This window comes from Micromonospora arida, from assembly GCF_042873195.1.
GTDB lineage: Bacteria > Actinomycetota > Actinomycetes > Mycobacteriales > Micromonosporaceae > Micromonospora > Micromonospora arida.
Map to the genome: position 1 here is coordinate 261,791 of NZ_JBIALC010000004.1, position 24,960 is coordinate 286,750.

A 24,960-nucleotide genomic window follows, 5' to 3' on the forward strand; every position below is an offset into this window, starting at 1 on the left:
ACAGTCCAGTCTTCATCTGTTCTGTGGGTCTGTTCCGAGCAGTGTGGCGCTCTTCGGCCTCGGGGCCTGGTGCGGCAGGATGGCGGCGTGTCGATGGAACGCGTTGAAGCTCCGGCCATGCTGCTGACCTGGCTTGCGGACCGTCCTGTTCGGGAGACGGCCACCGGCTACGACGCCGCCGGTCGGCAATCGTCGACCTGGGTTCTTCATTCGATGTACGAGAACCCCAGCCTTGCGGGTCTGGGCACTCACGACGAGCTGCATCGCCACCGGCTCGAATCTGGCGACCTCGCGCCGGAGATCATCGGAGGCATAAACCTCGACGAGGACACCACCAACACTGGTATTCCCCTGGGCTTCGTTGTGCGACCGGGAAGTCCGAGCAACTGGTCGAGGCGATCAAGAGCCACCCCGCTCTCGAGACGGCCCAGTGGCCCGCTCAACCGCGCTGAGGCGACCTACGGCAGACGTTGGCCGAGGTCGGGCGGCGCGAGGACGATCACCGCGTCGGCGAGGGCTGCCCCGCCAGGTCAGCTCAACCTGAAGGACACGTCGTCGACGTCGAAGGCGGTGGCGCCGTTGCCGGCCGTCTCGCTGGCGACGAAGCTGACCGTCGCGGTGCGTTCGGTCGTGGCGGTTCCGCTCGACATGACGTACTGCCGCCACTCCGCCCCGCCGTCGAAGGCCAGCGAGAACCTCGTCTTCGGGGGTATCCCGGTGACCGCCAGCCCGACGTTCAGGTAATCGCCGCGGCTGGTCTCCGTGGTGGTGGTCCGCACCCAGAAACGGACCGTCAGGTCGCAGTCGGCCGGAACGGTGACGGTGGTGCGCAGCAGGTCGCCACGTGAAACGTCCAGCCCGGCGAAGGTGGCGTACGCGCGGCCCATGTGTGCGGGCCGGGTCGCGTCGCCGAGCACGACGATGCGGGGGCCGGCCGTCCAGCCGGTGGTGCCGCGCTCGAACCCCGGGTTCGGGTGGATCTGCCCGGTGCAGGGCGGGTCCGCCGCCGGCTGGCCGTGGGATGCGCTGCCCGTGGCCAGGAGCAGCAGGACCGCAACCGAGACTGTGGTGACGAATGCCTTCATCGGTTCTCCCCGCGTCCACACATTCGAGATGGTCGATTCGTTTCGACCATGCGCGATGCGACGTGGGCGCGTCAAGCCCTTCCCGCCGTCGGCTCCGCGTGGGCGGCGACCGGCCGCAACATGCTGGCGCTACCGCCTGCGGCGGGCGTCGGCCTCGGTGTCGAGCAGGTCGTTGAGCGTCAGCGCTGAGTTGATCAATGAGAGGTGGCTGAACGCCTGGGGATAGTTGCCGATCTGCTCCCCGGTCGCGGCGATCTCCTCTGCGTAGAGGCCAAGGTGGTTGCTGAAGGTGAACATCTTCTCGAACGTGAGCCGGGCGTCGTCGAGGCGGCCGGAACGGGCCAGCGCCTCGACGTACCAGAAGGTGCACATGTTGAAGGTGCCCTCGTGGCCCGGGAGACCGTCGGGGGAGTGGACCGGGTCGTACCGGTGGACCAGGCTGTCGGAGACCAGTTCGCGCTCGATCGCCTGCAAGGTGGACTGCCACAGTGGGTCGCTCGGCGTGACGAAACCGACCGCCGGCATGGCGAGCAGCGCCGCGTCCAGCACATTCTCGTCGTACGCCTGCACGAAGGTGCCGCGGGCCCGGTCGTATCCGCGCGCCATGACCTGGTTGTAGATGCGGTTGCGCTGTTCGGTCCAGCAGGCCATGTCCCCGGGGCGGCCGGTGCGGGTGGCCAGCCGAATGGCCCGGTCCAGCGCGACCCAGGACATCACCCGACCGAACGTGTAGTTGCGGGGGTGGTGGCGGCTCTCCCAGATGCCGGCGTCGGGTTGGTCCCAGTTGTGGCAGAGCCAGTCGACCAGCCGGACGGTGCTCTTCCACACCTGGTGCGAGACGCGGATGCCCTGCTCGTCGGCGAGGTGCATGGCGTAGAGGGCCTCGCCGTGGATGTCGAGCTGGAGCTGGTCGGCGGCGCCGTTGCCGATCCGCACCGGCCGGGAGCCTCGGTAGCCCTCCAGATGGTCCAGCACCTCCTCGTGCAGGTCGGAGGAGCCGTCCACCCGGTACATGATCTTCAGCGGGTCCTGGTGGTCGCCGGCCTCGCGGATCCGCTCGTCCAGCCAGTTCATGTACTGGCTGACCTCCTCGGTGAAGCCGAGGCCGAGCAGCGCGTGCACCGAGAACGACGTGTCGCGAACCCAGGTGTAGCGGTAGTCCCAGTTGCGGGTTCCGCCGACGAGTTCGGGCAGCGCGGTGGTGGGTGCGGCGATCATCGCGCCGGTCGGCGCGTACGTCATGAGTTTGAGCGTGATGGCCGAGCGCTCGACCATCTCCCGCCAGCGCCCCGTGTAGCGGGAACGTTCGAGCCAGCGCCGCCAGTAGTCCCGGGTCCACTCGAACATGCCCTGGATCTCTTCCGGCGCGAAGATGCGCGGTTCGGCGCCGCCCGTCTCCAGGACCACCCCGCCCGTGTCGCCCTCGTTCAGCGTGCCGTACGCGACCAGGTCGCCGCCCTCAAGGTGGACGTCACCCTGTTCGGAGATCAACCGCCGCACGGGGTCGACCGGGTGGAACGTCAGCGCCGCCGACCGGCTGCGGAAGACGTAGCCGTTGTGGTGGCGCTCAAGCTGATGCTCTTCGCGGGCGTAGTCGAACCGCGGCCGGCACTCCACCCGGAAGCGCATGCTGCCTCGGACCATGGTGACGGTGCGGACCAGCCGATGCGCGTCGGTGGCCCGCTCGCCGGTGACCGGCATGAAGTCCATGACCTCGGCCACCCCGTCGGCGCTGATGAACCGGGTGATCAGGATGGGTGTGCCGGGGAGATAGAGCTGCTTGGTCACGTACCGCACGTCGTGCGGCGCGATCCGGAAGTAGCCGCCCTTCTCCTTGTCGAGCAGGGCGGCGAAGATGCTCGGCGAGTCGAACCGCGGCGCGCAGAACCAGTCGACCGTCCCGTCGCATGTCACCAGCGCGGCGGTCTGCAGGTCGCCGATGAGCCCGTGATCCTCGATCGCCGGATAGCTGTCCACGTCTCTCCCCGGTTCGGCTGCGTCCTGCGGACCGAATTTAGGGGAGGAATTGTCGACTTAGGTGAGATTCACGTTCCGCCACCCTGTCGCGTACCCCCACGAGCCACGGTGACGGCCGGGGTCCTGCGCTTCCGCCCCCGGGCGTCAGTGCAGCGGGCGGCAGGAGGAACGGATGACCAGCTCGGTGGGGAGCCGGATGTGGGTGTCGCGTTCGACGCCGGCGATCAGGTCGACCAGCAGGCGCAACGCCTCGGCGCCCATCCGTTGCAGCGGCTGCATGATGGTCGTCAACGGCGGGTTGACCAGCGCCGACTCCGGTACGTTGTCGAAGCCGATCACCGACAGGTCGTCGGGCACCGACAGGCCCATGTCGCGGGCCACGGTCATCGTGGAGATCGCGGAGAGGTCGTTACCCGCGAAGATCGCGCTCGGTCGGTCGGTGAGGGCGAGGAGCTCCGCGGCGGTGCCGGCGGCGCTCTCGATCCGGAACCCGCCGACGCGGACCAGCCGCTCGTCCACCGGCACGCCGGCGTCGGCCATCGCACTGCGGAAGCCGGCCTCGCGCAGCTGCGCGGACTTCAGGTCGGTGCGTCCACTGATGTGCCCGATCCGCGTGTGGCCGAGGGACAGCAGGTAGTTGGTCGCCAGCACGGCGCCGGCGAAGTTGTCCGAATCGACGGTGGGCAGGTCGGACGGTCCGGTGTGTGGGTCGACGGCCACGACGTGGAAACTGTGTTCGGTCTCGACCACGGTCGGCGTGACGATCACGGCGCCGTCGATGAGTGTGCCGGAGAGCCGGGCCAGCGAGCGTCGCTCCCACCCCACGGCGGCGCCCTCGCCGTCCCCGCTGGAGTAGGCCAGCAGCTGGTATCCGCTCCCGGCGACCTCCTGTGACGCCCCCTTGAGCAGCTCGGTCGAGAACGGCTCGAACTCGGCGACCAGGATGCCGAGCACGTTGGTGCGGTGGCTACGCAGGCTCTGCGCCCCCAGGCTCGCCTCGTAGCCGAGCTCGTGGATGACCTGCTGGACGCGCTCCACGGTTGCCTGGGCCACGCCGTAGCGGCCGTTGACGACCTTGGACACGGTCGCGACCGAGACGCCGGCAGTACGTGCCACATCCGACATCTTGACGCGCTGCTGAAACACCACGTCGATGATGATAGGGCCCCGTCGGCGGCGCGTCGCCAGCGACTCGAAAACGTTATCGATACCGATTGACATCAAGTTACATGACTGTAAAACTTCGCCGCAGGCCGAGTACCGCGACTGACTAGTCGAGGAGACATCGATGGCAATGAAGCGGCGTGCGAGTGCCGTTCTGGCACTGTTAATGACAAGTGTTGTCGTCCTCGCCGGGTGTTCCGGCGGCGGCGAAGAGGCGGCCCCTCAGAGCGAGCTGTACAAGGACCCGGTGACCCTGAGCTGGTGGCACAACGCCTCCCAGGACGGGCCCGGCAAGACCTACTGGGAGAAGGTCGCCAAGGACTTCTCCGCACTTCACCCCACTGTCAAGATCGAGATCGAGGCGATCGAGACGAACCAGCTCCAGCGCACCCGGCTCCCTGCCGCGCTGCTGAGCAGCGACCCGCCGGACATCTTCCAGGCCTGGGGCGGCGGCGAGATGAGCGAGCAGGTGGAGGCCGACTACCTCAAGGAGATCACCGACCAGACCAAGACCGAGGTCGGCGACATCGGCAGCGCCGCGGAGATCTGGCAGGTCAAGGGCAAGCAGTACGGCCTGCCGTTCCGGATGGGCATCGAGGGCATCTGGTACAACAAGGAGATGTTCGCCAAGGCGGGCATCGCGGCTCCGCCGACCACCTTCGAAGAGCTCAACACCGCTGTCACCAAGCTCAAGGCGATCAACGTCATTCCGATCGCCGTGGGTGCCGGTGACAAGTGGCCGGCCGCGCACTGGTGGTACAACATGGCGCTGCGCGCCTGTTCGGTCGACGCCCTCAAGAAGGCCTCCGCGGAGAAGAACTTCGACGATCCGTGCTTCGTGAAGGCCGGCCAGGACCTGAAGGCGTTCATCGACACCAAGCCGTTCCAGCCCAACTTCATCGCCACGCCGGGCCAGAACGACCCGACCAGCGCCAACGGCATGCTCGCCAACGGCAAGGCCGCGATGGAGCTCATGGGTGACTGGAACCGCGGCACGCTGGACACCGTCACCACGGACAAGGCGAAGCTGGCCTCGTTCCTCGGCTGGTTCCCGGTGCCGGCGATCGCCGGTTCCCCGGGTGACCCGAAGGCGGCTCTCGGCGGCGGCGACGGGTTCTCCTGCGCCAAGAACGCCCCGGCGGAGTGCGTGGAGTTCCTCAAGTACATCGTGAGCCCCGAGGTGCAGAAGGGCTACGCCGAGACCGGCACCGGCCTGCCTGTCGCCAAGGGCGCGGCGGACGCCGTGAAGGACCCCGCGCTGAAGTCCATCCTGGAGGCCACCTCCGGGGCGAGCTACGTCCAGCTCTGGCTGGACACGGCGTACGGCAGCACCGTCGGCAACGCGATGAACGACGCGATCGTCGCCATCTTCGCCGGCAACGGGACGCCTGAGAAGGTCGTCTCGGCAATGAAGGCGGCCGCAAGCAAGTGACCTCCGCCAACCAGCTCCGTATGCCCGCCGGCGACGCTTCCGCGTCGCCGGCGGGCCCCCACAAGGCCGGGCGCGAGTCCGCCCGCCGAGCCGACAACCGCCGCAAGTGGTACGAGATCATCGGGCTCACCACGCCGGCCGTCCTGATCTACGTGATGTTCGTGCTGGTGCCGATGGGCTTCGCGGTCTACTACAGCCTGTTCCGGTGGCGCGGGGTCGGGCCTCCCACCGAGTTCGTCGGTCTGCGGAACTACACCCTCGCCTTCCAGGACCCGATCTTCCTCGACGCGTTGCGCAACAACGCGATCATCGTCTTCGGGTCGCTGCTGATCCAGGGCCCGATCGCCCTGGGCGTCGCCCTGCTGCTCAACCGTCGCTTCCGTGGGCGGGCCGTGTTCCGCCTGCTGGTGTTCGTGCCGTACGTGCTGGCCGAGGTCACCGTCGGCATCATGTGGAAGCTGCTGCTGACCGGCGACGGCACTGTCGACGCGCTGATGCGGTCGCTGGGAATGGGCGGCCTGGTGCAAGCCTGGCTGGCGGACCTGGATGTGGTCATCTGGACCCTGCTGGCCATCCTCACCTGGAAATACGTCGGCTTCGCCATCATCCTGCTCCTCGCCGGGCTGTCCAATGTGCCCGACGAGCTGACCGAGGCGGCGGCCATCGACGGCGCGAGCTGGTGGCAGATCCAACGGCACGTCACGATCCCGCTGCTCGGCCCGACGATCCGGATCTGGATGTTCCTGTCCATGATCGGCTCGCTGCAGATCTTCGACATGATCTGGGTGACCTCGGTGCCCGCGGTGCGGTCCCTCGGCGCATCGGCCACCATGGCGACATACATGGTGGACAACGGGTTCTTCGCCCGGCTGTGGGGCTACGGCAACGCTGTGGCGGTAATCCTGTTCGTCATCTCCTTCGTGGCGGCGCTGCTGTTCCAGCGGTTCCTGCTTCGCCGCGACATCGAGGGCGCCATCACCGGAAGGGCGAAGTGACGATGGCCGTGAACTCGGTTCTCCCCCCGTCCACCGGACGCCGTCAGGTCTCCTGGGGCACGCCGCTCACCTACGCGCTCGCGCTCGCGATCGCTGCGGTGTCGATCGCCCCGGTCATCTACGTGGTCATCGGCGGTTTCCGCACCACACCGCAGATCGTCGCGGACCCGGCCGGCCTGCCCGACCCGTTCGTCTGGGACAACTACGCCCGGGTGCTGACCCAGAGCAACTTCTGGCAACAGGCGTTCAACAGCGCGGTCATCGCCCTGGGAACCACGCTCGCCGTGGTCGTGCTCGGCCTGGCCGCCGCGTTCGTGCTCGCCCGCTACAGCTTCCGCGGGCGGGAAGGGCTCTACACCTTCTTCACCCTCGGCCTGCTGTTTCCGGCCGGGGCGGCGATCCTGCCGCTCTACCTCATGCTGCGTGACCTGAACCTGATCAACTCCTACTACGCGGTGATCCTGCCGCAGGTCGCCTTCTCACTGCCACTGACGATCGTGATCCTGCGGCCCTTCCTCTCGGCCATCCCGAGAGAGTTGGAGGACGCCGCCGCCATCGATGGTGCGAGTCGGCTCGGCTTCCTCTGGCGCGTCGCGATGCCGCTGTCGCGGCCCGCGCTCGTCACCGTTGGCGTCCTGGCGTTCGTGGCGAGCTGGAACTCGTTCCTGCTGCCGCTGCTCGTCCTCAGCGACGTCAACCTGCACACCCTGCCGCTGGGCGTGCAGAACTTCTCCAGCCAGTACACCACCGACACAGCGGGCGTACTCGCCTTCACCTCGCTGGCGATGCTGCCGGCACTGCTCTTCTTCACACTCGCGGAGAAGCAGATCGTCGGTGGTCTGCAGGGTGCGGTCAAGGGCTGAGCGGCAGCGGTACGGGCACAACCACAGGAAGGCACAGCATGACTGAGGTCCACGCGGTAGTGGGCGGGCCGGCGCCGGCTCAGGCAGGTCCGGAGCACGGCCGACCGGATGGGCGCGACGGCGAGGCCCGCCTACGCGATCTCCTCGGCCGGATGACGATCGAGGAGAAGATCGCCCAGCTCGTCGGCTTCTGGGAGAAGGAGGACGGCGAGGCTGTCGCACCGTTGCAGGGGGAGTTCGGCGACGCCTTCAAGCTCGAAGACTTCTCCCGGCACGGGCTCGGTCACCTCACCCGCACCTACGGCACCCGCCCCGTGGACGCGGTCGAACACGCGGCCTGGTTGTGGAAGTTCCAGCGGGACCTGGTCACCGGCACCCGGCTCGGCATCCCGGCGATCGTTCACGAGGAGTGCCTCACCGGGCTGTCCGCGTGGAAGGCGGCCACCTTCCCCACCCCACTGGCCTGGGGTGCCGCGTTCGACCCCGAACTGGTCACCGAGATGGCGGCGGCGATCGGCTCCTCGATGCGGGCCCTGGGCGTACACCAGGGGCTCTCACCGGTGCTCGACGTGATCCGTGACCCCCGCTGGGGCCGGGTGGACGAGTGCATCGCCGAAGACCCGTACCTGGTCGGCACCATCGGCACGTCGTACGTGCGCGGCCTTCAGTCGCAGGGGGTGCACGCCACCCTCAAGCACTTCGCCGGTTACTCCGCCTCGCGCGCCGGGCGCAACTTCGGCCCGGTGCACATCGGCCGCCGGGAACTGGCCGACGTGCTGCTCCCCCCGTTCGAGATGGCGATCATCGACGGCGACGCCCGCAGTGTCATGCACTCGTACACCGAGATCGACGGGGTGCCCGTCGCCGCCGACCCGACGATGCTGACCGGCATCCTGCGCGACCAGTGGGGCTTCGACGGCACAGTGGTGGCCGACTACTACGGGGTCGCGTTCCTGAACCTGCTGCACCACGTGGCGAGCGATCACGCGGACGCGGCCGGACAGGCGTTGACCGCCGGTCTCGACGTCGAACTGCCGACCGGCGACGCCTTTCTGACCCTGGGGGAGTCGGTGCGGGCGGGCAAGCTCGACGAGGCGCTCATCGACCGCGCGGTGCTGCGGGTGCTGCGCCAGAAGCAGGACCTGGGTCTGCTCGACGCGACCTTCAACGACGAGCCGCCCCAGGCGATCGACCTCGACTCGCCCGAGCACCGGTCGATCGCCCGCCGGCTCGCCGAGGAATCGATCGTGCTGGTCGCCAACCGGGACGCGCTGCCGCTGCCCACCGGGCAACGGGTGGCCCTCATCGGCCCGAACGCCGACCGGCAGAGCGCGCTCTTCGGGTGCTACTCATTCCTCAACCACGTCCTCGTCCAGCACCCCGGCGCGGAGGCCGGCATCGACGTGCCGACAGTGCTCGACGCCGTGCGGGCCGAGTTCGGCGGCGATCTCGTCACCTGGGCACGCGGCTGCGACGTGGACACCGACGACAGATCCGGCTTCGACGAGGCCGTCGCGACGGCCGCCGGCGCGGACGTGGCCGTCCTCGTCGTCGGCGACCACGCCGGCCTCTTCGGACGCGGCACGGTCGGCGAAGGCTGCGACCGGGACGACCTGGAGCTGCCCGGCGTCCAGCGTGAACTGGTCGAGTCGGTGCTGGCGACCGGCACACCGGTCGTCCTCGTGCTGGTCACCGGCCGGCCGTACGCCGTCGGCTGGGCGCTCGCGCGCTGCGCGGCGGTGGTGCAGGCGTTCTTCCCGGGCGAGGAGGGCGCCGGGGCGATCGCGGGGGTGCTCTCCGGGCGGGTCAATCCGTCGGGCCGGCTGCCCGTGACCCTGCCCGGGTCGGCCGGCGCGCAGCCGTACTCCTACCTGCACCCCACCCTCGGTGCGGGCAACGCGGGGACCAACCTGCTGGCGACGCCCGTGGCGCCGTTCGGCCACGGCCTGTCCTACACGACATTCGCGTACGACGAGCTCACCGTGCCCGGCACGGTGCCCACCAGCGGGGCGGTAGGGGTGACCGTGCGGGTGACGAACACCGGCGCGGTCGCCGGCGACGACGTGGTCCAGCTCTACGGTCGCGACGTGGTCGCCTCGGTGACCCGGCCGGTGGCGCAGCTGCTCGGCTACCGGCGAGTCCATCTGGAACCGGGCCAGTCCGTCACGGTCGAGCTGACCGTGCCCACCACCCGTCTGGCCTTCTCCGACCGCACGTTCACCCGCGTCGTGGAGCCCGGTGACGTCGAGTTGTGGGTCGGCACCAGCGCGCGGCGGGACGCCGAGGCGGTGACCACGCTGGTCGGTGACACCGTCCCGGTCACCAACACCTCCCCACGCTGGACCACCATCGACGTGCGCTGAGAGCCGGTCCGCCGGTTGTCCCCAGTGGACAGTCGGCGGACCGGCCCCACTCCCGTGCCGGTTCTCGGCAGTGAACCCGCACGGGCAGCGCAGGGCCGGCGCGCGTCCGAGCCGGCGACACCGGCACTACCGACGTGCTACTCCCGCACCCCGTCCTGGTGCGGGCCGAGCTGGCTGATCTCGTACCCGTCGGGGTAGCTCTTGGCCTTGATCCCATCGGCGAACAACGCCGTCGTCCGTGGTGCACCGAACCACCGCTGCAACCGTGAGCGCGTCCGCAAGGCCAGGTGCAACCCCGCCCGGACCGGCCAGGCCGGCGTGTCGACCCGCGTTGCGCTCCGCAGCGGCGCGTCATACAGGGCGCTGACCAGCGCGTTTCCCAGTGGAGCGAGCATCCGGGGGATCCGGGTGAGCATCAGCATGCGGGTGGCGCGTTCGATGGCCGCCGCGTCGTCGTTGGGTTGCAGGTGAGCTGCGTCGTACGCGTCGAACCAGGTCTCGAACTCGTCGTACGACCCAGGGATGTCGGTGATGCGCATTCGTCGGCCGAGTTCCCGGTAGAACAGGTACGTGGCGTGCCGTTCGTGGCAGCAGGGTGGACGCCAGCCGTACCCCTGCAACCAGCGGGTCGGGGTCACGACCAGGCAGCCGAGGACGTAGCGGAAGTCGTCGTTGCTGATGTCGTACGGGCGGTGGATCTGGTTGACGCGCCGCAACGCCTCGCGGCCCCGAGGCTGGTCGAAGCCGTTGAGCACCATCTCGTACATCAGCAGACCGGTGTCGTCGATCCGCTTCTGGGTGCGTTCGGTCAGCTCGCCAGTGGCGGTGTGCACGGTGGCGATCGCGGGGATGGAGAACGAACGGTTGAAGGCGAGGTTGAGCCCGAGCTTCATGTCCCACGGAAACTCGTGGCGCAGCATGGTCTGGTAGATGACCAGGTAGTCATGCTCCGGGTCGAGAGCACGGGTGCGCGTCAGGTTGTCGTAGCGGCCCCTCATCGGCGGACCTCCGGGCCCTGGCCAGCCAACCAGGTGACGGTGGTCAGCCTGGCGCCGAGTAACCGGCGCGCCCGAGCGACCTGACGCGCGTTCGCGTTGACCAGTACGGGCTGCTCGGCGGCGCCGAGGATGGGCAGATCCGACAGCGAATCGCTGTAGGCCACCCGCCACGGTGGCGTCACCCCCTGGCCGGCGAGCTGCGCCATCTTGGTCGCCCCGTGGTTGTGCACGATCAGCCTCGGGCCGCGAATGCGCGAGGCCACGAGCTCGACCCCGGCGAGGCCGATCGCGTCGAGCACCGCCCGCGCCAGGGTGTGCTCGCACGCGGTCACCACGATGACCCGGTCGCCGGCGGCGAGATGGGTACGGATCATCCGTAGACCGGGCGCGATGATCCGCCCTGGCTCCTCACCGAGCTCCGCGCCGAAGCGTTCCAACTCCGCCCGCAACTCCTCCGCGTTCCGGCCCAACAAGCCGATTCGGCTCACCCACCGCGCCGCCCACGGACGGAAGGTGGGAATGGTGGCGATGGGCGCGAGCAGGACGAGCGCGGCGACGGCGAGCGGCAGCCGAGCACCCGCGAAGGCAGTGCGTCGCAGGAACAGCCCGAACGCGTCCCCCCGTAGCAGTACACCGTCGAAATCGAAGATCACGGTATCTGCGGTCGACGCCCTCACTGGTCTACCGACCCTGGTGCCACGGGCGGTTCGCCATGAGCCGAGTCTACGGGTGGTCGGGTGGGTCAGGTCGGCGCGGCCGTGGTCGGTAGCACCGCGATCAGGTCGAGCACCTCGACGGCGCCGGATAGCGCGCCGCCTCGTCAGGCTACGACGGAGGCGGCGCGCCATCCCGCCGTCGGTCAGTACGGATATCCGGGGACGTTGAGTCGCACGCTGTACAACCCGGAGTCGCCCCACCGGCCCGACGTGACGAAGAGGGTCTGCCGGTCGGGGCCGCCGAACGCCACATTGGTCGTGCCGGAGCCGCCGGAGCGGATCGTGCCGAGCTGGATGCCCGTGGGGGAGTAGACGTGGACCAGGGAGTCCCCGCCCGAGGTCCAGTACACGTTGCCGGCGCAGTCGATCGTGCCGCCGTCCGGGCCGCCGATGTAGTTCACGAAGACGCTGCGGGCGCCGATGCTGCCGTCGGGCTGGACCGCGTACTTGTAGATCTTGTTCTCGGAGTAGGCGCCCACGTACAGCGCGGTCCCGTCCGGCGAGAGCGAGATGCCGTTGGGTTGGCGCAACCGGTCGTCGACCAGTGACACCTGCCCGCTGGAGACGCGGAAGACGCTGGTACGTCCGCTCATCTGGTCGGAGCGGTTGCCGCGCTGGAAGTTGGGGTCGGTGAAAAAGACGACGCCGTCGGAACGGACCGCGACGTCGTTCGGCGAATTGAACGCCCGGCCCTGGTAGTTCGCCGCGACGGTGCTGCGGGCCCTGTCGCTCAACCGGTACGCGGACACGCTCCGCTGGTCGTGGGTGGCCGCGACGAGCTGCTGGCCGTCGGCGCTGAGTGCCAGGCCGTTGCTGCCGGCGTCGGCGATGAACGTGTCGAAGCTCGCCGACGGGGTGAACCGGCGGATCGTCGACGGCTGGACGTTGTACGGCCCGGTGCCGGCGGTCATGTCGGACATCAGCAGGTAGCCACCGTCGGCGACCCAGACCGGTCCTTCGAGGAACGTGAACCCGCCCTGGATTCGGGGGGCGGTCACGGTGCTGGCCGGCAGCGGTGGACCGTAACCGGCCCCCGTCGGGCAGACCCCGGGCGGTGCTCCGGGCGGACCGACGAGTGCGGCGTGAGCGCTGACACGCGCAGCGTCGACGGCAGCACCGGCGGGCAACGGGGTGGCGCTGACCGCGAGGCACAGGCCGGCCAGTGCGGCAATGGTGGGACGCCAGGTCATCGAATACTCCAATCGGCGTCGAGGGTTGCGATGGCCGGCGTGCGAGGTCGGTGGCTGGCACGGCGTGAGGGCGGGCCGTCGATGTGGGTATTCGGGAGCCTAGGTTATGAACTGGCAACCCGCAGCAGTCTTTCGCCGTCGATTCCGAGACGGATCGGGGATCGCATACAAAGACGCTGGTCAATGCCAAAAAGCCTCCGGAAATCCTTCCGGTACGACCACAGTGGACAAATCAGTGGGTGACCCGGGGCGTCGGGCCGGAGGCAGGGAATAGGGTGGGGACATGAGTGGCCTGCTCAGTGGTTCCCGGACTGCGGTCAATCCCCTTCGCCAGCTCACGATCGACCAACTCCGGAAGCGGACGAGCCTCAAGTGGCGGGAGTACCCCGACGACGTGCTGCCGCTCTGGGTGGCCGAGATGGACGTGCCCCTGGCCGAGCCGGTCGCGCGGGCGATCACCGACGCCGTCGCGCGCGGTGACACCGGCTACACCGCCGGAACGGCGTACCCGCAGGCAGTGGCCGAGTTCGCCGCGCGGCGGTGGGGTTGGGACGGGCTGGCAGTGGAGCGCACCGCGCTGGTGCCCGACGTCATGCACGGCGTCGTCGAGGCGCTGCGACTGGTCACCGAGCCGGGGGACGCGGTGGTCGTCAACTGCCCGGTCTACCCGCCGTTCTACGAGTCCGTGGCGCACGCCGACCGCCGAATCGTGGAGGCACCGCTCGGCGAGGACCTGAGGATCGACCTCGACGCGCTGGAGGATGCGTTCCGGCGGGCTCGCGCCGGTGGACGGCCGGCCGCGTACCTGCTCTGCAGCCCGCACAACCCGACCGGCGTCGTGCACAGCGCGGCCGAGTTGACCGCCGTCGCCGGACTCGCCCAGCGGCACGGGGTGCGGGTGGTCGCCGACGAGATCCACGCTCCGGTGGTGGCTGAGGGCGCGCGGTTCGTGCCGTACCTCTCGGTGCCCGGCGCGGAGAACGGCCTGTCGCTGATGTCCGCCTCGAAGGGATGGAACCTGGCCGGCCTGCGCGGCGGGCTCCTGGTCGCCGGCCCGGCCGCGGCCGGTGATCTCGCCCGTGTCCCGTTCGGGGTCAGCGTCAGCACCAGCCACCTCGGCGTGATCGCCCACACCGCTGCCTTCCGCGACGGCGGCGAGTGGCTCGACGCTCTGCTGACCGGCCTGGACGACAACCGTCGGCTCCTGACCGCGCTGCTCGCCGAGCACCTGCCGGCCGTCCGCTACCAGCCCGGTCAGGCCACCTATCTGGCCTGGCTGGACTGCCGCGCCCTGGGCCTCGGCGACGACCCGGCCGCCGTGTTCCTCGACCGTGGCCGGGTGGCGCTGACCTCCGGACTGGCCTTCGGGACCGGCGGTGGCGGGCACGTGAGACTGAACCTGGCCACCGCACCGGAGCTCATCACCGAGGCGGTACGCCGGATGACCAGCGCCATCGACTGAGACCGGAGGCCGGGAGCAGCCGCGCCTCGAGTCCTTCCCCGGCTGTTGCGCCTCGACGCCCTACTGGTGCTGGCGACATCGACCCGCTTCGCGGCACGCCTGACCCGCTGATCCGTCCGCCGCCGCGGCCGGGTGGGACACCCCCGGCCCGGCCGAGCGGTAGGACTTCCGAGCGTTCTTCGACGGGACGCAACCTGATGACGGTCCGGTCCCGTCGAGCTTGCGGAGGAGGAGGGAGCCTCGATGGTGGATGCCGAGGGTGAGTTCGTGGAGTACGTCTCCGCGCGACTGCCGAGCCTGCATCGGACCGCGTTCCTGATGTGCGGCGACGCCCATCTGGCCGACGACGTGGTGCAGCAGACGGTCACGGCGCTCTACGTGAACTGGCGCCGGGTCAGCCGGGCCGACAACGTCGACGCGTACGTACATCGGATGCTGGTGCACAAGCTCGTCGATGAGAAGCGGTTGAGCTGGGCGAAGGTTCGCCTGCTGGGGTCGGTGCCGGAGCCGGAGCGCTCGCCGGTGACGCCGCACGACGACCTGGCCGAGCGGGACAGCCTGCTCGCCGCGCTCGCCCGCCTCCCGCGCGGCCAGCGCACCGTGCTGGTCCTGCGGTTCCTGTGCGACCTGTCGCTGACCGACACGGCCGCCGCGATGGGCTGCTCCGAAGGCAACGTGAAGTCGCAGACGGCTCGGGCGTTGGCGGCCGTCCGCCAGGTGCTCGACGTCACCGAGATGTCAGTGAGGAGTCCGAGATGACCACGGTGGACGATCAGCGGATCGCCGAGCTGCTGCGCTCGGTGCCGGTACCGGAGCCGCGGGTCGACCTGAGCCGGGCGGTCCGCGACGGGCGGCGGCACCGCCAGCGTCGCCGAGTCGGCGGAATCGCCGCGCTGACGGTGCTGGCCGGGGTCGGTGTCGTGGGTGCCGTCCAGGTCGGCGCGACCACCAGCCCGCCAGTCCCCAACACGCCGGCGCTCGCGGTGTCACCGGCGGAGACCGGGTCGGCCGCCCCGCGCCCGCCGGTCACCTGCCAGGCGTCGTGGTTGCCGCAGCCGGTCGACGGTCCGGTCGCGGTGGCCAGCGGGGTCGATCCCACCGGACGGCACATCGTCGGCGACATCAGCACCGGGCGGGAGGACGGACGGGTCGTGCTGTGGACCGACGGCCGGCCGGTCGTCCTGCCGGCGACCGCGCGGCACGCGGCAGCGGTCAACAGCCGTGGCTATGTGGTCGGCACCAACGGCGACGGCACCGGTTGGCTGTACCGGGACGGGAAGCTGCGTTTCCTGTCCACCCCGCCCGGCTACGACACGGTGCTCGTGCACGCCGTCAACGGTCGGGGCGACATCGTCGGCACCGCCCACAGGTCCGACGACTCGCACCAGGCTGTGCTGTGGTCGACGGACCACCCCCAGAAGTACCGGCTGCTCGGCCAGCGGGGGTCGTCCGCGACCGGGATCACCGAGGACGGCACGATCGTCGGCACCGTGGACGATCGGCCCTACCGGTGGACGCCGCAGGGCGTCGGGACGGCACTGGCAGTGCCCGACGGCTACACGCGGGCGTCGGTCGACTCGGCGCAGGGCGAATGGGCGATCGGCATGGCTCCCGGCGGCCAACGGAGCGGCGCTGTGCGGATGCTGCCGGTGCGGTGGAATCTCGCCACCGGGGCGGTGAGCCTGCTGCCCTTCCCGGGGGCGAGCGGCATCGCCGGCAATGGTGATGTGCTGGTCGTCGACGGTGCGCCGCTGGTCGTGGCCCCGGACGGCACCTCCCGCCGGTTGCCGGGCCGACCCGAGGTCCGGGCGACCGAGGCGGGCACGTACACGGCCGAGGGAATCAGCGACGACGGTCTGACGGTGGTCGGGGCCGTCTACGAGAACCAGGCGTATCGGCCGCTGGTGTGGCGGTGCACCCGCTGAGGGTCTGATCGGCTCAGCCTCGAACTCCGTCGTGGGGGCGTGCCGTCCGGACCGTTTCAACCGAGCGGGTCCGTGGGTACGCTCCCACCGGCTGATCACCGCTCTGCTGTGGGGCCGGTTGACCGGGCGGTCGACGCCGCGCGACGATCAGCCGGACGGCGCCACTGGTGTCCGACTGTTGCTCGCGATCTTTGGCCTCATCGCTATCGTCGTCGGCGTCCAAGGGCTGTTCACCCCGGACGGCTGACCACGCGTCACCGGGTCACGTGGTGGACGGTCGCGGCGCCCAGGTGCCCGCGGCGCTGGCGATCAGGAGTATCACCGCTGGTAGGAACGCGACACCGATGCCCAGCCCGAGCAGCAGACCCCATCCGGTGAGGATGAGCGCGGCCATCAGATCGGCGACCACTGTCAGTCGACCGACCCACTGTGCGAGAACGGGCAGCAGTGCCGCGACAACGGGAACGCCGAGCAGATAGCTGGCCGCGGTGCCCGAGTCGTCCACGGTGAAGGGAACCAGCACGGCGGCCACCAGCGCGGTGATCGCCAGGGCCGACCATCTGAGCACCGACCGGGTGTTGGCCGGCTTGCGGACCAGGACCACGAGACCGACGAGCAGGACGCCCACGATTGCGCCGACGGCCGCCAGACCAGTCATCTCGTTCTCCTCGACCGCCGGAGGAACTTCATCGAAGGCGGCGGATCGCCGCCTCTGCTTCCCACGATACGGCTGGTCGGGCCAACTGCACGAGCGCCCAGCCTCCTACTCGTTCCGGACGGTGCAGGGTCGGCGACGTCTGCTGGCACCGGTACCGATGGGCTCGCTCGTTCGCTAGCGCCGGGCCGCCGTGCGGAGAATGCCGTTGAGGCCCTCCTCGAACAGCAGGTCGTCGTCCCATCGGGTGTCGTCGAGGTGGCCCGAGGCGTCGAGGGTCGGATAGGCGTTGGCGCTCGCCACGATATGGGCGCGGGCCGCGGCCCTGGTTTCAGGCTCCGTGGTCCGTCGCCAGGTGGCTTCGGTGAGCGAGGCGCCGATGACGTAGTTGGCCAGCAGGCGCGTCGCCACCGCGAGGTGCAGTCCGCTACAGCCGCCGCGTACCAGCGCCGATTGCAGAAACTCGGTGCGGGCCAGCACGTTCGGACCGAGCATGGGGCGGCCGATGAGCCCTGCGGCCCAGGGATGATCCAGCATGGCGCCGCGCCAGGCGCGAGCGAGGACGCGGATGTCCTCCAGCCAGCTCTCGCTCGCGTCCGGAACGGCCACATCGCCGAAGATCCGGTCGACGGCCAGGTCCAGGACGTCGTCCTTCGTCTTCACGTGCCAGTACAACGCGGTCGCCGTGACATCGAGCCGCTGCGCGAGACAGCGCATCGTCAGGCCCTCGGCGCCGAGTTCGTCCAGCACGATCACGGCCGCGTCCACGATGCGATCGAGGGTCAAGGGTGGCTTCCGTCGTGCCCGCGACGGCGCCGCGCGCAGCCATACCGGCGGCGCGGCGTGATTGTCCGGTCGCGCCGCCGAGGGTGAGGTGGCCATGCCGGGCTCGACGGGAGTCATGGAGGCATCCTAAACAGATGGACAGGCAACTTAACGACGGTAAGGTGGTTGTCCGTAGGGAAGTTGGGGTGACTGTTGGCGCAAGGAGGTCCCGGCATGCCTCTCGTGCGAATCCATCTCGACACCGACCGGACCACTGCCCGTCGGGTGCTGCAACTGCATCGGGAGGGCAGGATCCATCACGAGTCGCGGGAGGCCGCCCGGGATCAGGCGTTGCGTCAGGGCCGCACCCCGGCCGGTGATCCGGTCTTCGTCGGCATCACCAACGGCCGCCGCGACGTGCAGTTGCTCTACGACGTCGAGGTCTACACCGACGCAACCCGTTGAGCAGGGGTCAGCCCGCGTTCAGTACCTCCCGCAGCCGCGCGGCGAACTCCTCGGGCTTGCCCGCGTAGCCGAACTCGCCGCCGAGGAACCCGCCGTGGTGGCTCGGGAACACCACGGCCTCCTGACCGAGCAGCGCCGCGAGGCCCAGGGCGGTGCGAGCGGTGTACGTGCCGGCCGACTCCTCGCCGACAGCGACCACGATCCGGGTGGGCGCGGCGGTGAGCACGCTCGCGTCGGGACGGTAGTCGGTGATCGCCCACGAGTTCCGCGACAGCAGCGGATCGTCGCGGCTGCCGTCGTCGTCGGCTGCCATGCCGAACATCGCCGGATCGGGGGCGGGCTGGGCGAAGTAGGCATCGGTGAACTCGCCCTGCCAGGACGTCATGGCGATGAACGCGGCCATCCCCGCACCCGAGCCCTTCGCCTGGTACGCCTCGTAGAAGCCGGCTCGGGCACGCTCGGCGGCCGTGGCGTCGGGGAGCACGGCGTTGATCGGCGGTTCGTGCGCCACCAGGGTGGCGACGTCGTCGGGGTGGGTGGCGACCAGTTCGAGTGCGGTCACCGCGCCGCCGCTGCTGGCGAACACGTCAACCGGACCGACCTGGAGCGCCTGAACGAGTGCGTGCAGGTCGGCGGCCTGCTGCTGCGGCGTGTGGTCGGACCGACCGTCCTTGCGGACACTGCGGCCCAGACCACGCGGGTCGTAGGTGAGGACCGTGCGGTCCGTGAAGTGCGGGGCGAGCGCGGTGAAGCCCTCCGCCGCCATCGGCTGGCCGATCATGAGCAGCGCACGATGGGCGCCAGTGGGAGGGAGCGGGCCGCGGACGTCGTAGACCAGGTCGACGCCGGGAATGACCAGGGTGTGCGTCTGGATGTCCTGCATCCGATGAGACTACGGCCGGCTGACCTGTGTCAGGGTGCCTGCGGGCGGCGAGCCATCGGGATCTTCGGGGCGGCGCTCGTGCCCTGGGGTGCGAAGGTCAGGTGCTACCGATTGGTGGCGCGGCGAATGGTCGCGGCCACCTGCGACGAGTCGTGGCCCGGCTCCACTCCGTCGACGAGAATCACCTCGCCGGTGAGGTGCCTCGTCCGCAAGGGCTTGATCTCCTGATAATCGCTGGACTGGTACCAGGAGCGGGCCCGCTGCAGGTCGGGAAACTCAATGACGATCACGTCGCCGGGCCAGTCGCCCTCCAGGACGTCGATGGTGCCGCCGTGGACGAGGAACCGGCCTGCGAACTGCGCGAGGGTGGCGTCGATTCGCTCCAGGTACGTCAGCACCTCGGCGTGGACGGGTGCCCTGCGGAGGTGTGCGATCGCGTACGCGGTCATGAGTGCCTGTCCTTTGCGTTTGGTCTTCTTATGTCGGTCGCGGTGGTGACGGTCGGCGTGGGCCGCCGCGTCACGGCACCGGATCGGTCGTGCCGGAAGAACTATTTCCGCTGTCGCGGTGGACTGTCGATTACCTCGCAGGTAATGGCCCGGCTGTCGGTGTCGAATTAGGGTCGGTGAGTGACGATTTCGACCCGGCACGGGCGACCAGTGGGGGAGCTGCTGCGCGACTGGCGTCGGACTCGCGGAATGAGCCAGCTCGACCTGTCGATCGAGGCGGGAGTGTCGGCCCGGCACCTGAGCTTCGTCGAGACCGGGCGATCCCGGCCGAGCCCCGACCTCATCCTGCGGCTGGCCGAACACCTGGAGATGCCGCTGGCCGAGCGCAACACGATGCTGCTGGCCGGCGGCTACGCCCCCGCCTACCCCCGCCACGAACTGACCGACCCCGAGCTGGCACCGGTACGGGCCGCCGTACGGCAGATCCTCGATGGTCACAGCCCGTACCCCGCGCTGCTCGTCGACCAGCACTGGCACCTCGTCGACGCCAACCCTGCCGTCGCCCTGTTCACCATGGACGCGCAGCCACACCTGCTCACCCCACCGGTCAACGTGCTGCGCCTCAGCCTGCACCCCGACGGTCTGGCACCGCGCATCGTCAACCTGCCCGAGTGGCGCGCCCACCTGTTGAAACGGCTGCACCAGCAGGCGGCGACAACAAACGATCCGATCCTGTACGACCTGCACGAGGAGCTTCGCGGCTATCCCGGCGGCGACGTCGACACGACACCGGTCGGCGATGCCCTCTCCCGTGTTCTCGTCCCGCTGCGCTACCGGCACGGTGACCAGGAGCTGTCCTTCGTCAGCACCACGACCCTCTTCGGTACGCCGCGGGAGGTCACAGTCGCAGGGTTGGCCGTCGAGGCGTTCTTCCCCGCTGACTCGGCGACCACGCAAGCCCTCCGAGCCCGTGCCGATCATGACTCGGCTGCCCGTCACCCTGCGGGAGAGGGCGGCGGCTGACGGAGCGCGTCGTCGATGATGCCCGGCATCCGCCGGGCCACTCCGGCGAGGAGATCCGCTACCTGCACGCGCGGATCGTCGCGGGAGTCGACCATCACCAGCCCTGCCAGGGGCGACACTCCGTTGGGCAGCGCCCCGGCCCGCTCGACGCCGGCCGTCGACGCGTTGCTGTCGGCCAACACCCGCTGGAGGCGGGTCAGCCGGTCTGCCGTCAGGGCGCTCTGCTCGTCGTGGGTCACCAGCACCTGCCGCTGGCCGCCGCTCCAGGACAGGACCGTCTCCGCCAGGGCCGGCAGCAGCGGCTCCAGTGGAGGAGGAACCGTGCGGTCGTCGACGTCGAGCCGGGCCACCACGGCCCGCACGTGGCTCGGGCCGAGCCCGTCGAGGGCGGCGTCCGCCACCGTGCCGAGGCGGTGTCGCCGCAGCGCGTCCCGCGCCTGGAAGAACCGCTGCACCGTCTGGTCGACCGGAAGTCGCCGTTTCATCCGGACCAGATCGACGAACGCCGACAGGAAGGCGCCCCAGTCGCCTCCGGCCGAGCGTCCGGCCTCGTGCAATGCGAGAGCCGTCGGATGGTGCTCGCGAGCCAGGCGGGTGCCCGCCGCGTACGACGGCTCGGTCAGCAGGAAGTCCACGATCCGGGTGACGAGGAAGAACTCCTTGTCGATGAGGTGGACGTGCGCGCGGCCGGCCAGCGCCGTCAGGAACCACTCCAGTGCCTCTTGCGCACCCGAACCGCGCAGGAACCGGCCGGACTTGAGCTCGTGCGGCGCGAACCGGAACCGGGACCGTAGGGAGGTGATGAGCGCGACCGCCTCGTCGACGGCCAGGTCGACGCTCGCGTGCGTGATCACCGGGGCGGTCGAGTGCAGCAGGTTCGTACCCGAGAATCCCGACTCGTCGCAGGCGATCTCCACGACAGCCCCGATCACCACCGCGCCGCCCGGCGGCAGCCCACCCTGAAGCGGTGATCTCACCGCCGAGCTCCCGCCATGTCGCCCATGGTCACCCGTGCGCCGGCGGAGGACAACCCGATTGCCTACGGGAGCCGCAACCCTCAATGGGCGCGCTCCGGGTGCTGACCATCGCGAACACCCTGCGCTCGCTGCCACCCGGGCGCGTCGATCCCCACCTGCAGCTGGTGCGCGGCTGGCTCGACTGCTCGCCTGCGTACATCTGATGTATGTCCGTCCGGGTGGGTGATCGTCGCCGTGATTCTGGCGGATCGCCGTGCGGTGTCGCGTCAGCGCGCCGCTGCTCGCCCGCCCGCGCATCTTGCTGACCGGCCAGAGAGGCGTGGTGTCCACCCATTGATCGACCGTTGCCTATTCTGTGGCCCCGGAGTAACCTTCCCGAAACACATCCGATGTCTGGCTCGCCAAGGCCCGGTGTCGGCCTGCGCAGGCAGGGTCCCGGTTGGCCCCAACCAAGCGGATCCCCATGTCGAGTCCCATAGTTGTCACGCTTCGGGGTGGCCGGACTGGTCACCGTTTGGAGGATCGATGTCAGACCTGACCCGACGGCAGGCCCTCAAGATCGGCGCAGCCGGTGCGGGTGGTGCTCTCCTGCCGGTGCCCTGGACCGCCGTGGCACGAGCGGACTCGGTGGCGCCGCCGCAGGTGTTGGCCGCCGGGGACCTCGCCCTCTGGTACGACGAAGGGGCCGGAACCGACTGGCTGCGGGCGCTGCCGATCGGCAACGGCCGGCTCGGCGCCATGGTCTTCGGCAACGTCGACACCGAGCGACTCCAGCTCAATGAGGACACCGTCTGGGCCGGTGGGCCGCACGATCCCAGCAACCCCAGAGGCGCGGGAGCGCTCGCGGAGATCCGGCGGCTGGTCAACGCGAACCAGTGGACCCAGGCCCAGGATCTGATCAACCAGACCATGATGGGCAACCCCGGCGGCCAGCTGGCCTACCAGACCGTCGGCAACCTGCGGCTCGCCTTCGGATCCGCCAGCGGAGCCTCGCAGTACGACCGGACGCTCGACCTCACCACCGCCACCGTCACGACGACGTACGTGCTGAACGGCGTTCGTCACCAGCGGGAGGTGTTCGCCAGCGCGCCGGACCAGGTCATCGCGATCCGGCTGACCGCCGACCGGACCGGCTCGATCAGCTTCACCGCCACCTTCGACAGCCCGCAGCGCACCACGGTGTCCAGCCCGGACGGCACCACCATCGGCCTCGACGGTGTCTCCGGAAACATGGAGGGCGTCACCGGCGCGGTCCGTTTCCTCGCCCTGGCCAACGCGACCATCAGCGGCGGCAGCGTGTCCAGTTCCGGCGGCACCCTACGGGTGACCAACGCCAACAGCGTGACCCTGCTGATCTCCATCGGTTCCAGTTACGTCAACTACCGCAACGTCGGCGGCGACTACCAGGGCATCGCCCGGCAGCGCCTCGCCAGCGCGCGGGCCAGCAGCTACGACCAGCTGCGCAGCCGGCACGTGGCCGATTACCAGGCGTTGTTCGGGCGGGTCACTCTCGATCTGGGTCGCACGTCCGCGGCCGACCAGACGACGGATGTCCGGATCGCCCAGCACAACAGCGTCAACGACCCGCAGTTCTCGGCGCTGCTGTTCCAGTTCGGGCGGTACCTGCTGATCTCGTCCTCGCGGCCCGGCACCCAGCCGGCCAACCTCCAGGGCATCTGGAACGACTCGCTGGCCCCCTCCTGGGACTCGAAGTACACGATCAACGCCAACCTGCCGATGAACTACTGGCCGGCCAACACCACCAACCTGGCCGAGTGCCACAACCCGGTCTTCGACATGGTCAGAGACCTCGCCGTCACCGGGGCGCGGACCGCCCAGGTGCAGTACGGCGTCGCCAGTGGCTGGGTCACCCACCACAACACCGACGCGTGGCGGGCCACCGCGGTGGTGGACGGCGCGTTCTGGGGCATGTGGCAGACCGGTGGCGCCTGGCTGTCCACGTTGATCTGGGACCACTACCTGTTCAACGGCGACATCGAGTTCCTGCGGACGAACTACCCGGCCATGAAGGGTGCGGCGCAGTTCTTCCTCAACACCCTGGTGACCGAACCGACCCTCGGTTACCTGGTGACCAACCCGTCGAACTCGCCGGAGCTGAGCCACCACGCGAACGCCAGCGTGTGCGCCGGCCCCACCATGGACAACCAGATCCTGCGGGACCTGTTCGACGCGTGCGCCCGGGCGAGCGAGATCCTCGACGTGGACAGCACCTTCCGGGCCCAGGTGCGTGCCACCCGGGACCGGCTCCCCCCGATGAAGGTCGGCTCGCGCGGCAACATCATGGAGTGGCTCTACGACTGGGTGGAGACCGAGCCCAACCACCGGCACATCTCGCACCTGTACGGGCTGGCCCCCAGCAACCAGATCACCAAGCGCGGCACTCCGCAGCTGTTCGAGGCGGCCCGGCGGACCCTGGCGCTGCGCGGCGACGACGGCACGGGCTGGTCGCTGGCCTGGAAAATCAACTTCTGGGCTCGGATGGAGGAGGGCAAGCGGGCTCACGACCTGATCCGCTACCTCGCCACCACCGCGCGGCTCGCGCCCAACATGTTCGACCTGCACCCGCCGTTCCAGATCGACGGCAACTTCGGCGCCACCGCAGGCATCGCCGAGATGCTGTTGCAGAGCCACACCGGCGAGCTGCACGTCCTGCCCGCGCTGCCACCGGCCTGGCCGAGCGGGCGGGTGACCGGCCTGCGCGGTCGAGGTGGGCACACGGTCGGCATCACCTGGGCGAGCGGTCTGGCCACCGAGATCCTCGTCCGACCGGACCGGGCCGGCACCGTCCGCCTGCGCTCCCGGATCCTGACCGGCACCGTCACGGTGGTCGACACCGCCGACGGTACGGCGGCCCGGACCACCCGGATCGAGTCCGACCTGATCGAGGTCACCGTGCAGGCCGGACGCACCTACCGGGTCACCAGTTCCGGTGCCACCACGCCGACGCTGGAGCAGAGCTTCAGCAACGTCGGCATCACCAGCGACAGCAACACCAACGTCGGGAACTTCGACGGCGGTGGGGCCTCGCTCTCCGCGCAGGCCCTGGCGCAGGCCGGTGCCAGCCCGGGCGGCACGGTGAGCCGCAACGGGGTCAACTTCCGCTGGCCCAACGTCAGCTCCGGGGCCGCCGACAACGCCGTCGCCTCGGGCCAGACCATCGGCGTGACCGGCACCGGCAGCACGCTCGGCTTCCTGCTGACCGGCACCTACGGAGCGGTGTCGGGGACCGGCACTGTGGTCTACGCCGACGGCACCCGCCAGACGTTCACGTTGAGCTCGCCGGACTGGTATGGCGGGCCGCACTCCGGGGGCACCGCGGCCATCGTGTCCGCGTACCAGAACCGGCCCAACAACGGCCGTCAGAACACCGCCGCGTGCATCTACTACGTGGGTGTGGCGTTGCAGAGCAAGGCGGTGGCCTCGGTCGTGTTGCCGAACATCAGCGCCCGTCCCGCGACGAACGTGCCGACCATGCACATCTTCGCCATCGCGATCGGGGGCTGACGGCAACGATTCCTGCTCGGGGGAGCACGACCGGGCCCGTCCCACCTG

Annotated in this window: 21 protein-coding genes; 10 read left to right on the forward strand and 11 right to left on the reverse strand. The window is 69.7% G+C overall.

Going from position 1 to position 24,960, the window contains the following annotated elements:
• Nucleotides 1-530 precede the first annotated feature (530 nt).
• From ACFYP0_RS15375 to ACFYP0_RS15385, 3 genes are all read right to left on the reverse strand, one after another.
• Complete coding sequence (locus ACFYP0_RS15375; protein ID WP_124854103.1) at nucleotides 531-1,085, reverse strand: hypothetical protein; 555 nt, start codon at nucleotides 1,083-1,085, stop codon at nucleotides 531-533.
• 129 nt (nucleotides 1,086-1,214) lie between these two features.
• Entirely contained in the window at nucleotides 1,215-3,062 is a 1,848-nt protein-coding gene (locus ACFYP0_RS15380; protein WP_124854102.1) for a glycoside hydrolase family 15 protein, read from the reverse strand.
• A gap of 144 nt (nucleotides 3,063-3,206) precedes the next feature.
• Entirely contained in the window at nucleotides 3,207-4,211 is a 1,005-nt protein-coding gene (locus ACFYP0_RS15385) for a LacI family DNA-binding transcriptional regulator (protein WP_091407044.1), read from the reverse strand.
• A gap of 181 nt (nucleotides 4,212-4,392) precedes the next feature.
• On the opposite strand from ACFYP0_RS15385, the gene ACFYP0_RS15390 reads away from it, so the two are divergent.
• Genes ACFYP0_RS15390 through ACFYP0_RS15405 form a run of 4 tightly spaced genes read left to right on the forward strand, consistent with a single transcriptional unit; the run spans nucleotide 4,393 to nucleotide 9,879 of the window.
• Nucleotides 4,393-5,658, forward strand: coding sequence for an ABC transporter substrate-binding protein (locus ACFYP0_RS15390; RefSeq protein WP_244218782.1), 1,266 nt, complete (start codon nucleotides 4,393-4,395; stop codon nucleotides 5,656-5,658).
• Nucleotides 5,655-6,653: a carbohydrate ABC transporter permease gene (locus tag ACFYP0_RS15395; protein ID WP_355493375.1), complete on the forward strand. Its 999-nt coding sequence runs from the start codon at nucleotides 5,655-5,657 to the stop codon at nucleotides 6,651-6,653. The genes ACFYP0_RS15390 and ACFYP0_RS15395 overlap by 4 nt, the downstream gene beginning before the upstream one ends.
• Nucleotides 6,650-7,516, forward strand: a complete 867-nt coding sequence (locus tag ACFYP0_RS15400; protein WP_091407036.1) for a carbohydrate ABC transporter permease — start codon at nucleotides 6,650-6,652, stop codon at nucleotides 7,514-7,516. The genes ACFYP0_RS15395 and ACFYP0_RS15400 overlap by 4 nt, the downstream gene beginning before the upstream one ends.
• A gap of 38 nt (nucleotides 7,517-7,554) precedes the next feature.
• On the forward strand, nucleotides 7,555-9,879 hold the full coding sequence (locus ACFYP0_RS15405) for a beta-xylosidase/alpha-l-arabinosidase (protein WP_124854099.1): 2,325 nt from the start codon (nucleotides 7,555-7,557) through the stop codon (nucleotides 9,877-9,879).
• A 137-nt stretch (nucleotides 9,880-10,016) separates the two neighbouring features.
• Here the strand turns inward: ACFYP0_RS15405 and ACFYP0_RS15410 are convergent, their stop codons facing one another.
• The 3 genes from ACFYP0_RS15410 to ACFYP0_RS15420 all read right to left on the reverse strand — a co-directional run bounded on the left by ACFYP0_RS15410 (nucleotide 10,017) and on the right by ACFYP0_RS15420 (nucleotide 12,783).
• Complete coding sequence (locus ACFYP0_RS15410; RefSeq protein ID WP_124854098.1) at nucleotides 10,017-10,877, reverse strand: oxygenase MpaB family protein; 861 nt, start codon at nucleotides 10,875-10,877, stop codon at nucleotides 10,017-10,019.
• Nucleotides 10,874-11,530: a haloacid dehalogenase-like hydrolase gene (locus ACFYP0_RS15415; RefSeq protein WP_158629547.1), complete on the reverse strand. Its 657-nt coding sequence runs from the start codon at nucleotides 11,528-11,530 to the stop codon at nucleotides 10,874-10,876. Before ACFYP0_RS15415 ends, ACFYP0_RS15410 begins: the two co-directional genes overlap by 4 nt.
• 206 nt (nucleotides 11,531-11,736) lie before the next feature.
• Nucleotides 11,737-12,783, reverse strand: a complete 1,047-nt coding sequence (locus tag ACFYP0_RS15420) for an SMP-30/gluconolactonase/LRE family protein (protein WP_124854096.1) — start codon at nucleotides 12,781-12,783, stop codon at nucleotides 11,737-11,739.
• A 283-nt stretch (nucleotides 12,784-13,066) separates the two neighbouring features.
• Between ACFYP0_RS15420 and ACFYP0_RS15425 the strand changes: the two genes are divergently transcribed.
• The 3 genes from ACFYP0_RS15425 (at nucleotide 13,067) to ACFYP0_RS15435 (ending at nucleotide 16,170) form a co-directional block, all read left to right on the forward strand.
• Nucleotides 13,067-14,245 carry a MalY/PatB family protein gene (locus tag ACFYP0_RS15425; protein ID WP_124854095.1) on the forward strand — a complete coding sequence of 393 codons (1,179 nt, stop codon included), beginning with the start codon at nucleotides 13,067-13,069 and terminating at the stop codon, nucleotides 14,243-14,245.
• Between the two features lie 243 nt (nucleotides 14,246-14,488).
• Nucleotides 14,489-15,004 (forward strand): SigE family RNA polymerase sigma factor, encoded by a 516-nt coding sequence (locus ACFYP0_RS15430; RefSeq protein ID WP_124854094.1) that lies wholly within the window; start codon nucleotides 14,489-14,491, stop codon nucleotides 15,002-15,004.
• Nucleotides 15,001-16,170 carry a hypothetical protein gene (locus tag ACFYP0_RS15435; protein WP_124854093.1) on the forward strand — a complete coding sequence of 390 codons (1,170 nt, stop codon included), beginning with the start codon at nucleotides 15,001-15,003 and terminating at the stop codon, nucleotides 16,168-16,170. The genes ACFYP0_RS15430 and ACFYP0_RS15435 overlap by 4 nt, the downstream gene beginning before the upstream one ends.
• A 262-nt stretch (nucleotides 16,171-16,432) precedes the next feature.
• On the opposite strand, the gene ACFYP0_RS15440 is transcribed toward ACFYP0_RS15435, so the two are convergent.
• Together ACFYP0_RS15440 and ACFYP0_RS15445 are read right to left on the reverse strand one after the other, a co-directional pair.
• Nucleotides 16,433-16,828 (reverse strand): hypothetical protein, encoded by a 396-nt coding sequence (locus ACFYP0_RS15440; RefSeq protein WP_124854091.1) that lies wholly within the window; start codon nucleotides 16,826-16,828, stop codon nucleotides 16,433-16,435.
• Between the two features lie 174 nt (nucleotides 16,829-17,002).
• The gene (locus ACFYP0_RS15445) at nucleotides 17,003-17,728 is read right to left on the reverse strand and encodes a TetR/AcrR family transcriptional regulator C-terminal domain-containing protein (protein WP_124854090.1); all 726 of its coding nucleotides are present in this window, start codon (nucleotides 17,726-17,728) and stop codon (nucleotides 17,003-17,005) included.
• A 96-nt stretch (nucleotides 17,729-17,824) separates the two neighbouring features.
• On the opposite strand from ACFYP0_RS15445, the gene ACFYP0_RS15450 reads away from it, so the two are divergent.
• Nucleotides 17,825-18,055, forward strand: coding sequence for a hypothetical protein (locus ACFYP0_RS15450; RefSeq protein WP_124854089.1), 231 nt, complete (start codon nucleotides 17,825-17,827; stop codon nucleotides 18,053-18,055).
• Between the two features lie 7 nt (nucleotides 18,056-18,062).
• Here the strand turns inward: ACFYP0_RS15450 and ACFYP0_RS15455 are convergent, their stop codons facing one another.
• Nucleotides 18,063-18,938, reverse strand: a complete 876-nt coding sequence (locus ACFYP0_RS15455; protein WP_208740860.1) for an alpha/beta fold hydrolase — start codon at nucleotides 18,936-18,938, stop codon at nucleotides 18,063-18,065.
• A gap of 104 nt (nucleotides 18,939-19,042) precedes the next feature.
• On the reverse strand, nucleotides 19,043-19,387 hold the full coding sequence (locus tag ACFYP0_RS15460; protein ID WP_124854088.1) for a DUF1330 domain-containing protein: 345 nt from the start codon (nucleotides 19,385-19,387) through the stop codon (nucleotides 19,043-19,045).
• A gap of 180 nt (nucleotides 19,388-19,567) precedes the next feature.
• Here ACFYP0_RS15460 and ACFYP0_RS15465 point away from each other — a divergent pair, with 180 nt between their 5' ends.
• Nucleotides 19,568-20,410: a helix-turn-helix domain-containing protein gene (locus ACFYP0_RS15465; RefSeq protein WP_124854087.1), complete on the forward strand. Its 843-nt coding sequence runs from the start codon at nucleotides 19,568-19,570 to the stop codon at nucleotides 20,408-20,410.
• On the opposite strand, the gene ACFYP0_RS15470 is transcribed toward ACFYP0_RS15465, so the two are convergent.
• On the reverse strand, nucleotides 20,383-21,387 hold the full coding sequence (locus tag ACFYP0_RS15470) for a DUF3800 domain-containing protein (protein WP_208740858.1): 1,005 nt from the start codon (nucleotides 21,385-21,387) through the stop codon (nucleotides 20,383-20,385). The two genes, ACFYP0_RS15465 and ACFYP0_RS15470, sit on opposite strands and share 28 nt — an antisense overlap.
• A gap of 525 nt (nucleotides 21,388-21,912) precedes the next feature.
• On the opposite strand from ACFYP0_RS15470, the gene ACFYP0_RS15475 reads away from it, so the two are divergent.
• The gene (locus ACFYP0_RS15475) at nucleotides 21,913-24,912 is read left to right on the forward strand and encodes a glycoside hydrolase family 95 protein (RefSeq protein ID WP_124854085.1); all 3,000 of its coding nucleotides are present in this window, start codon (nucleotides 21,913-21,915) and stop codon (nucleotides 24,910-24,912) included.
• Nucleotides 24,913-24,960: the final 48 nt, after the last annotated feature.

What these genes read in the sequence shown, in the direction of transcription:
- ACFYP0_RS15455 (WP_208740860.1), bottom strand. Translation starts at nt 18,938, where the DNA reads ATGCAGGACATCCAGACGCACACCCTGGTCATTCCCGGCGTCGACCTG.
- ACFYP0_RS15445 (WP_124854090.1), bottom strand. Translation starts at nt 17,728, where the DNA reads ATGACTCCCGTCGAGCCCGGCATGGCCACCTCACCCTCGGCGGCGCGA.
- ACFYP0_RS15425 (WP_124854095.1), top strand. Translation starts at nt 13,067, where the DNA reads ATGAGTGGCCTGCTCAGTGGTTCCCGGACTGCGGTCAATCCCCTTCGC.
- ACFYP0_RS15430 (WP_124854094.1), top strand. Translation starts at nt 14,489, where the DNA reads ATGGTGGATGCCGAGGGTGAGTTCGTGGAGTACGTCTCCGCGCGACTG.
- ACFYP0_RS15440 (WP_124854091.1), bottom strand. Translation starts at nt 16,828, where the DNA reads ATGACTGGTCTGGCGGCCGTCGGCGCAATCGTGGGCGTCCTGCTCGTC.
- ACFYP0_RS15410 (WP_124854098.1), bottom strand. Translation starts at nt 10,877, where the DNA reads ATGAGGGGCCGCTACGACAACCTGACGCGCACCCGTGCTCTCGACCCG.
- ACFYP0_RS15460 (WP_124854088.1), bottom strand. Translation starts at nt 19,387, where the DNA reads ATGACCGCGTACGCGATCGCACACCTCCGCAGGGCACCCGTCCACGCC.
- ACFYP0_RS15475 (WP_124854085.1), top strand. Translation starts at nt 21,913, where the DNA reads ATGTCAGACCTGACCCGACGGCAGGCCCTCAAGATCGGCGCAGCCGGT.
- ACFYP0_RS15375 (WP_124854103.1), bottom strand. Translation starts at nt 1,085, where the DNA reads ATGAAGGCATTCGTCACCACAGTCTCGGTTGCGGTCCTGCTGCTCCTG.
- ACFYP0_RS15420 (WP_124854096.1), bottom strand. Translation starts at nt 12,783, where the DNA reads ATGACCTGGCGTCCCACCATTGCCGCACTGGCCGGCCTGTGCCTCGCG.
- ACFYP0_RS15390 (WP_244218782.1), top strand. Translation starts at nt 4,393, where the DNA reads ATGACAAGTGTTGTCGTCCTCGCCGGGTGTTCCGGCGGCGGCGAAGAG.
- ACFYP0_RS15450 (WP_124854089.1), top strand. Translation starts at nt 17,825, where the DNA reads ATGCCTCTCGTGCGAATCCATCTCGACACCGACCGGACCACTGCCCGT.
- ACFYP0_RS15435 (WP_124854093.1), top strand. Translation starts at nt 15,001, where the DNA reads ATGACCACGGTGGACGATCAGCGGATCGCCGAGCTGCTGCGCTCGGTG.
- ACFYP0_RS15405 (WP_124854099.1), top strand. Translation starts at nt 7,555, where the DNA reads ATGACTGAGGTCCACGCGGTAGTGGGCGGGCCGGCGCCGGCTCAGGCA.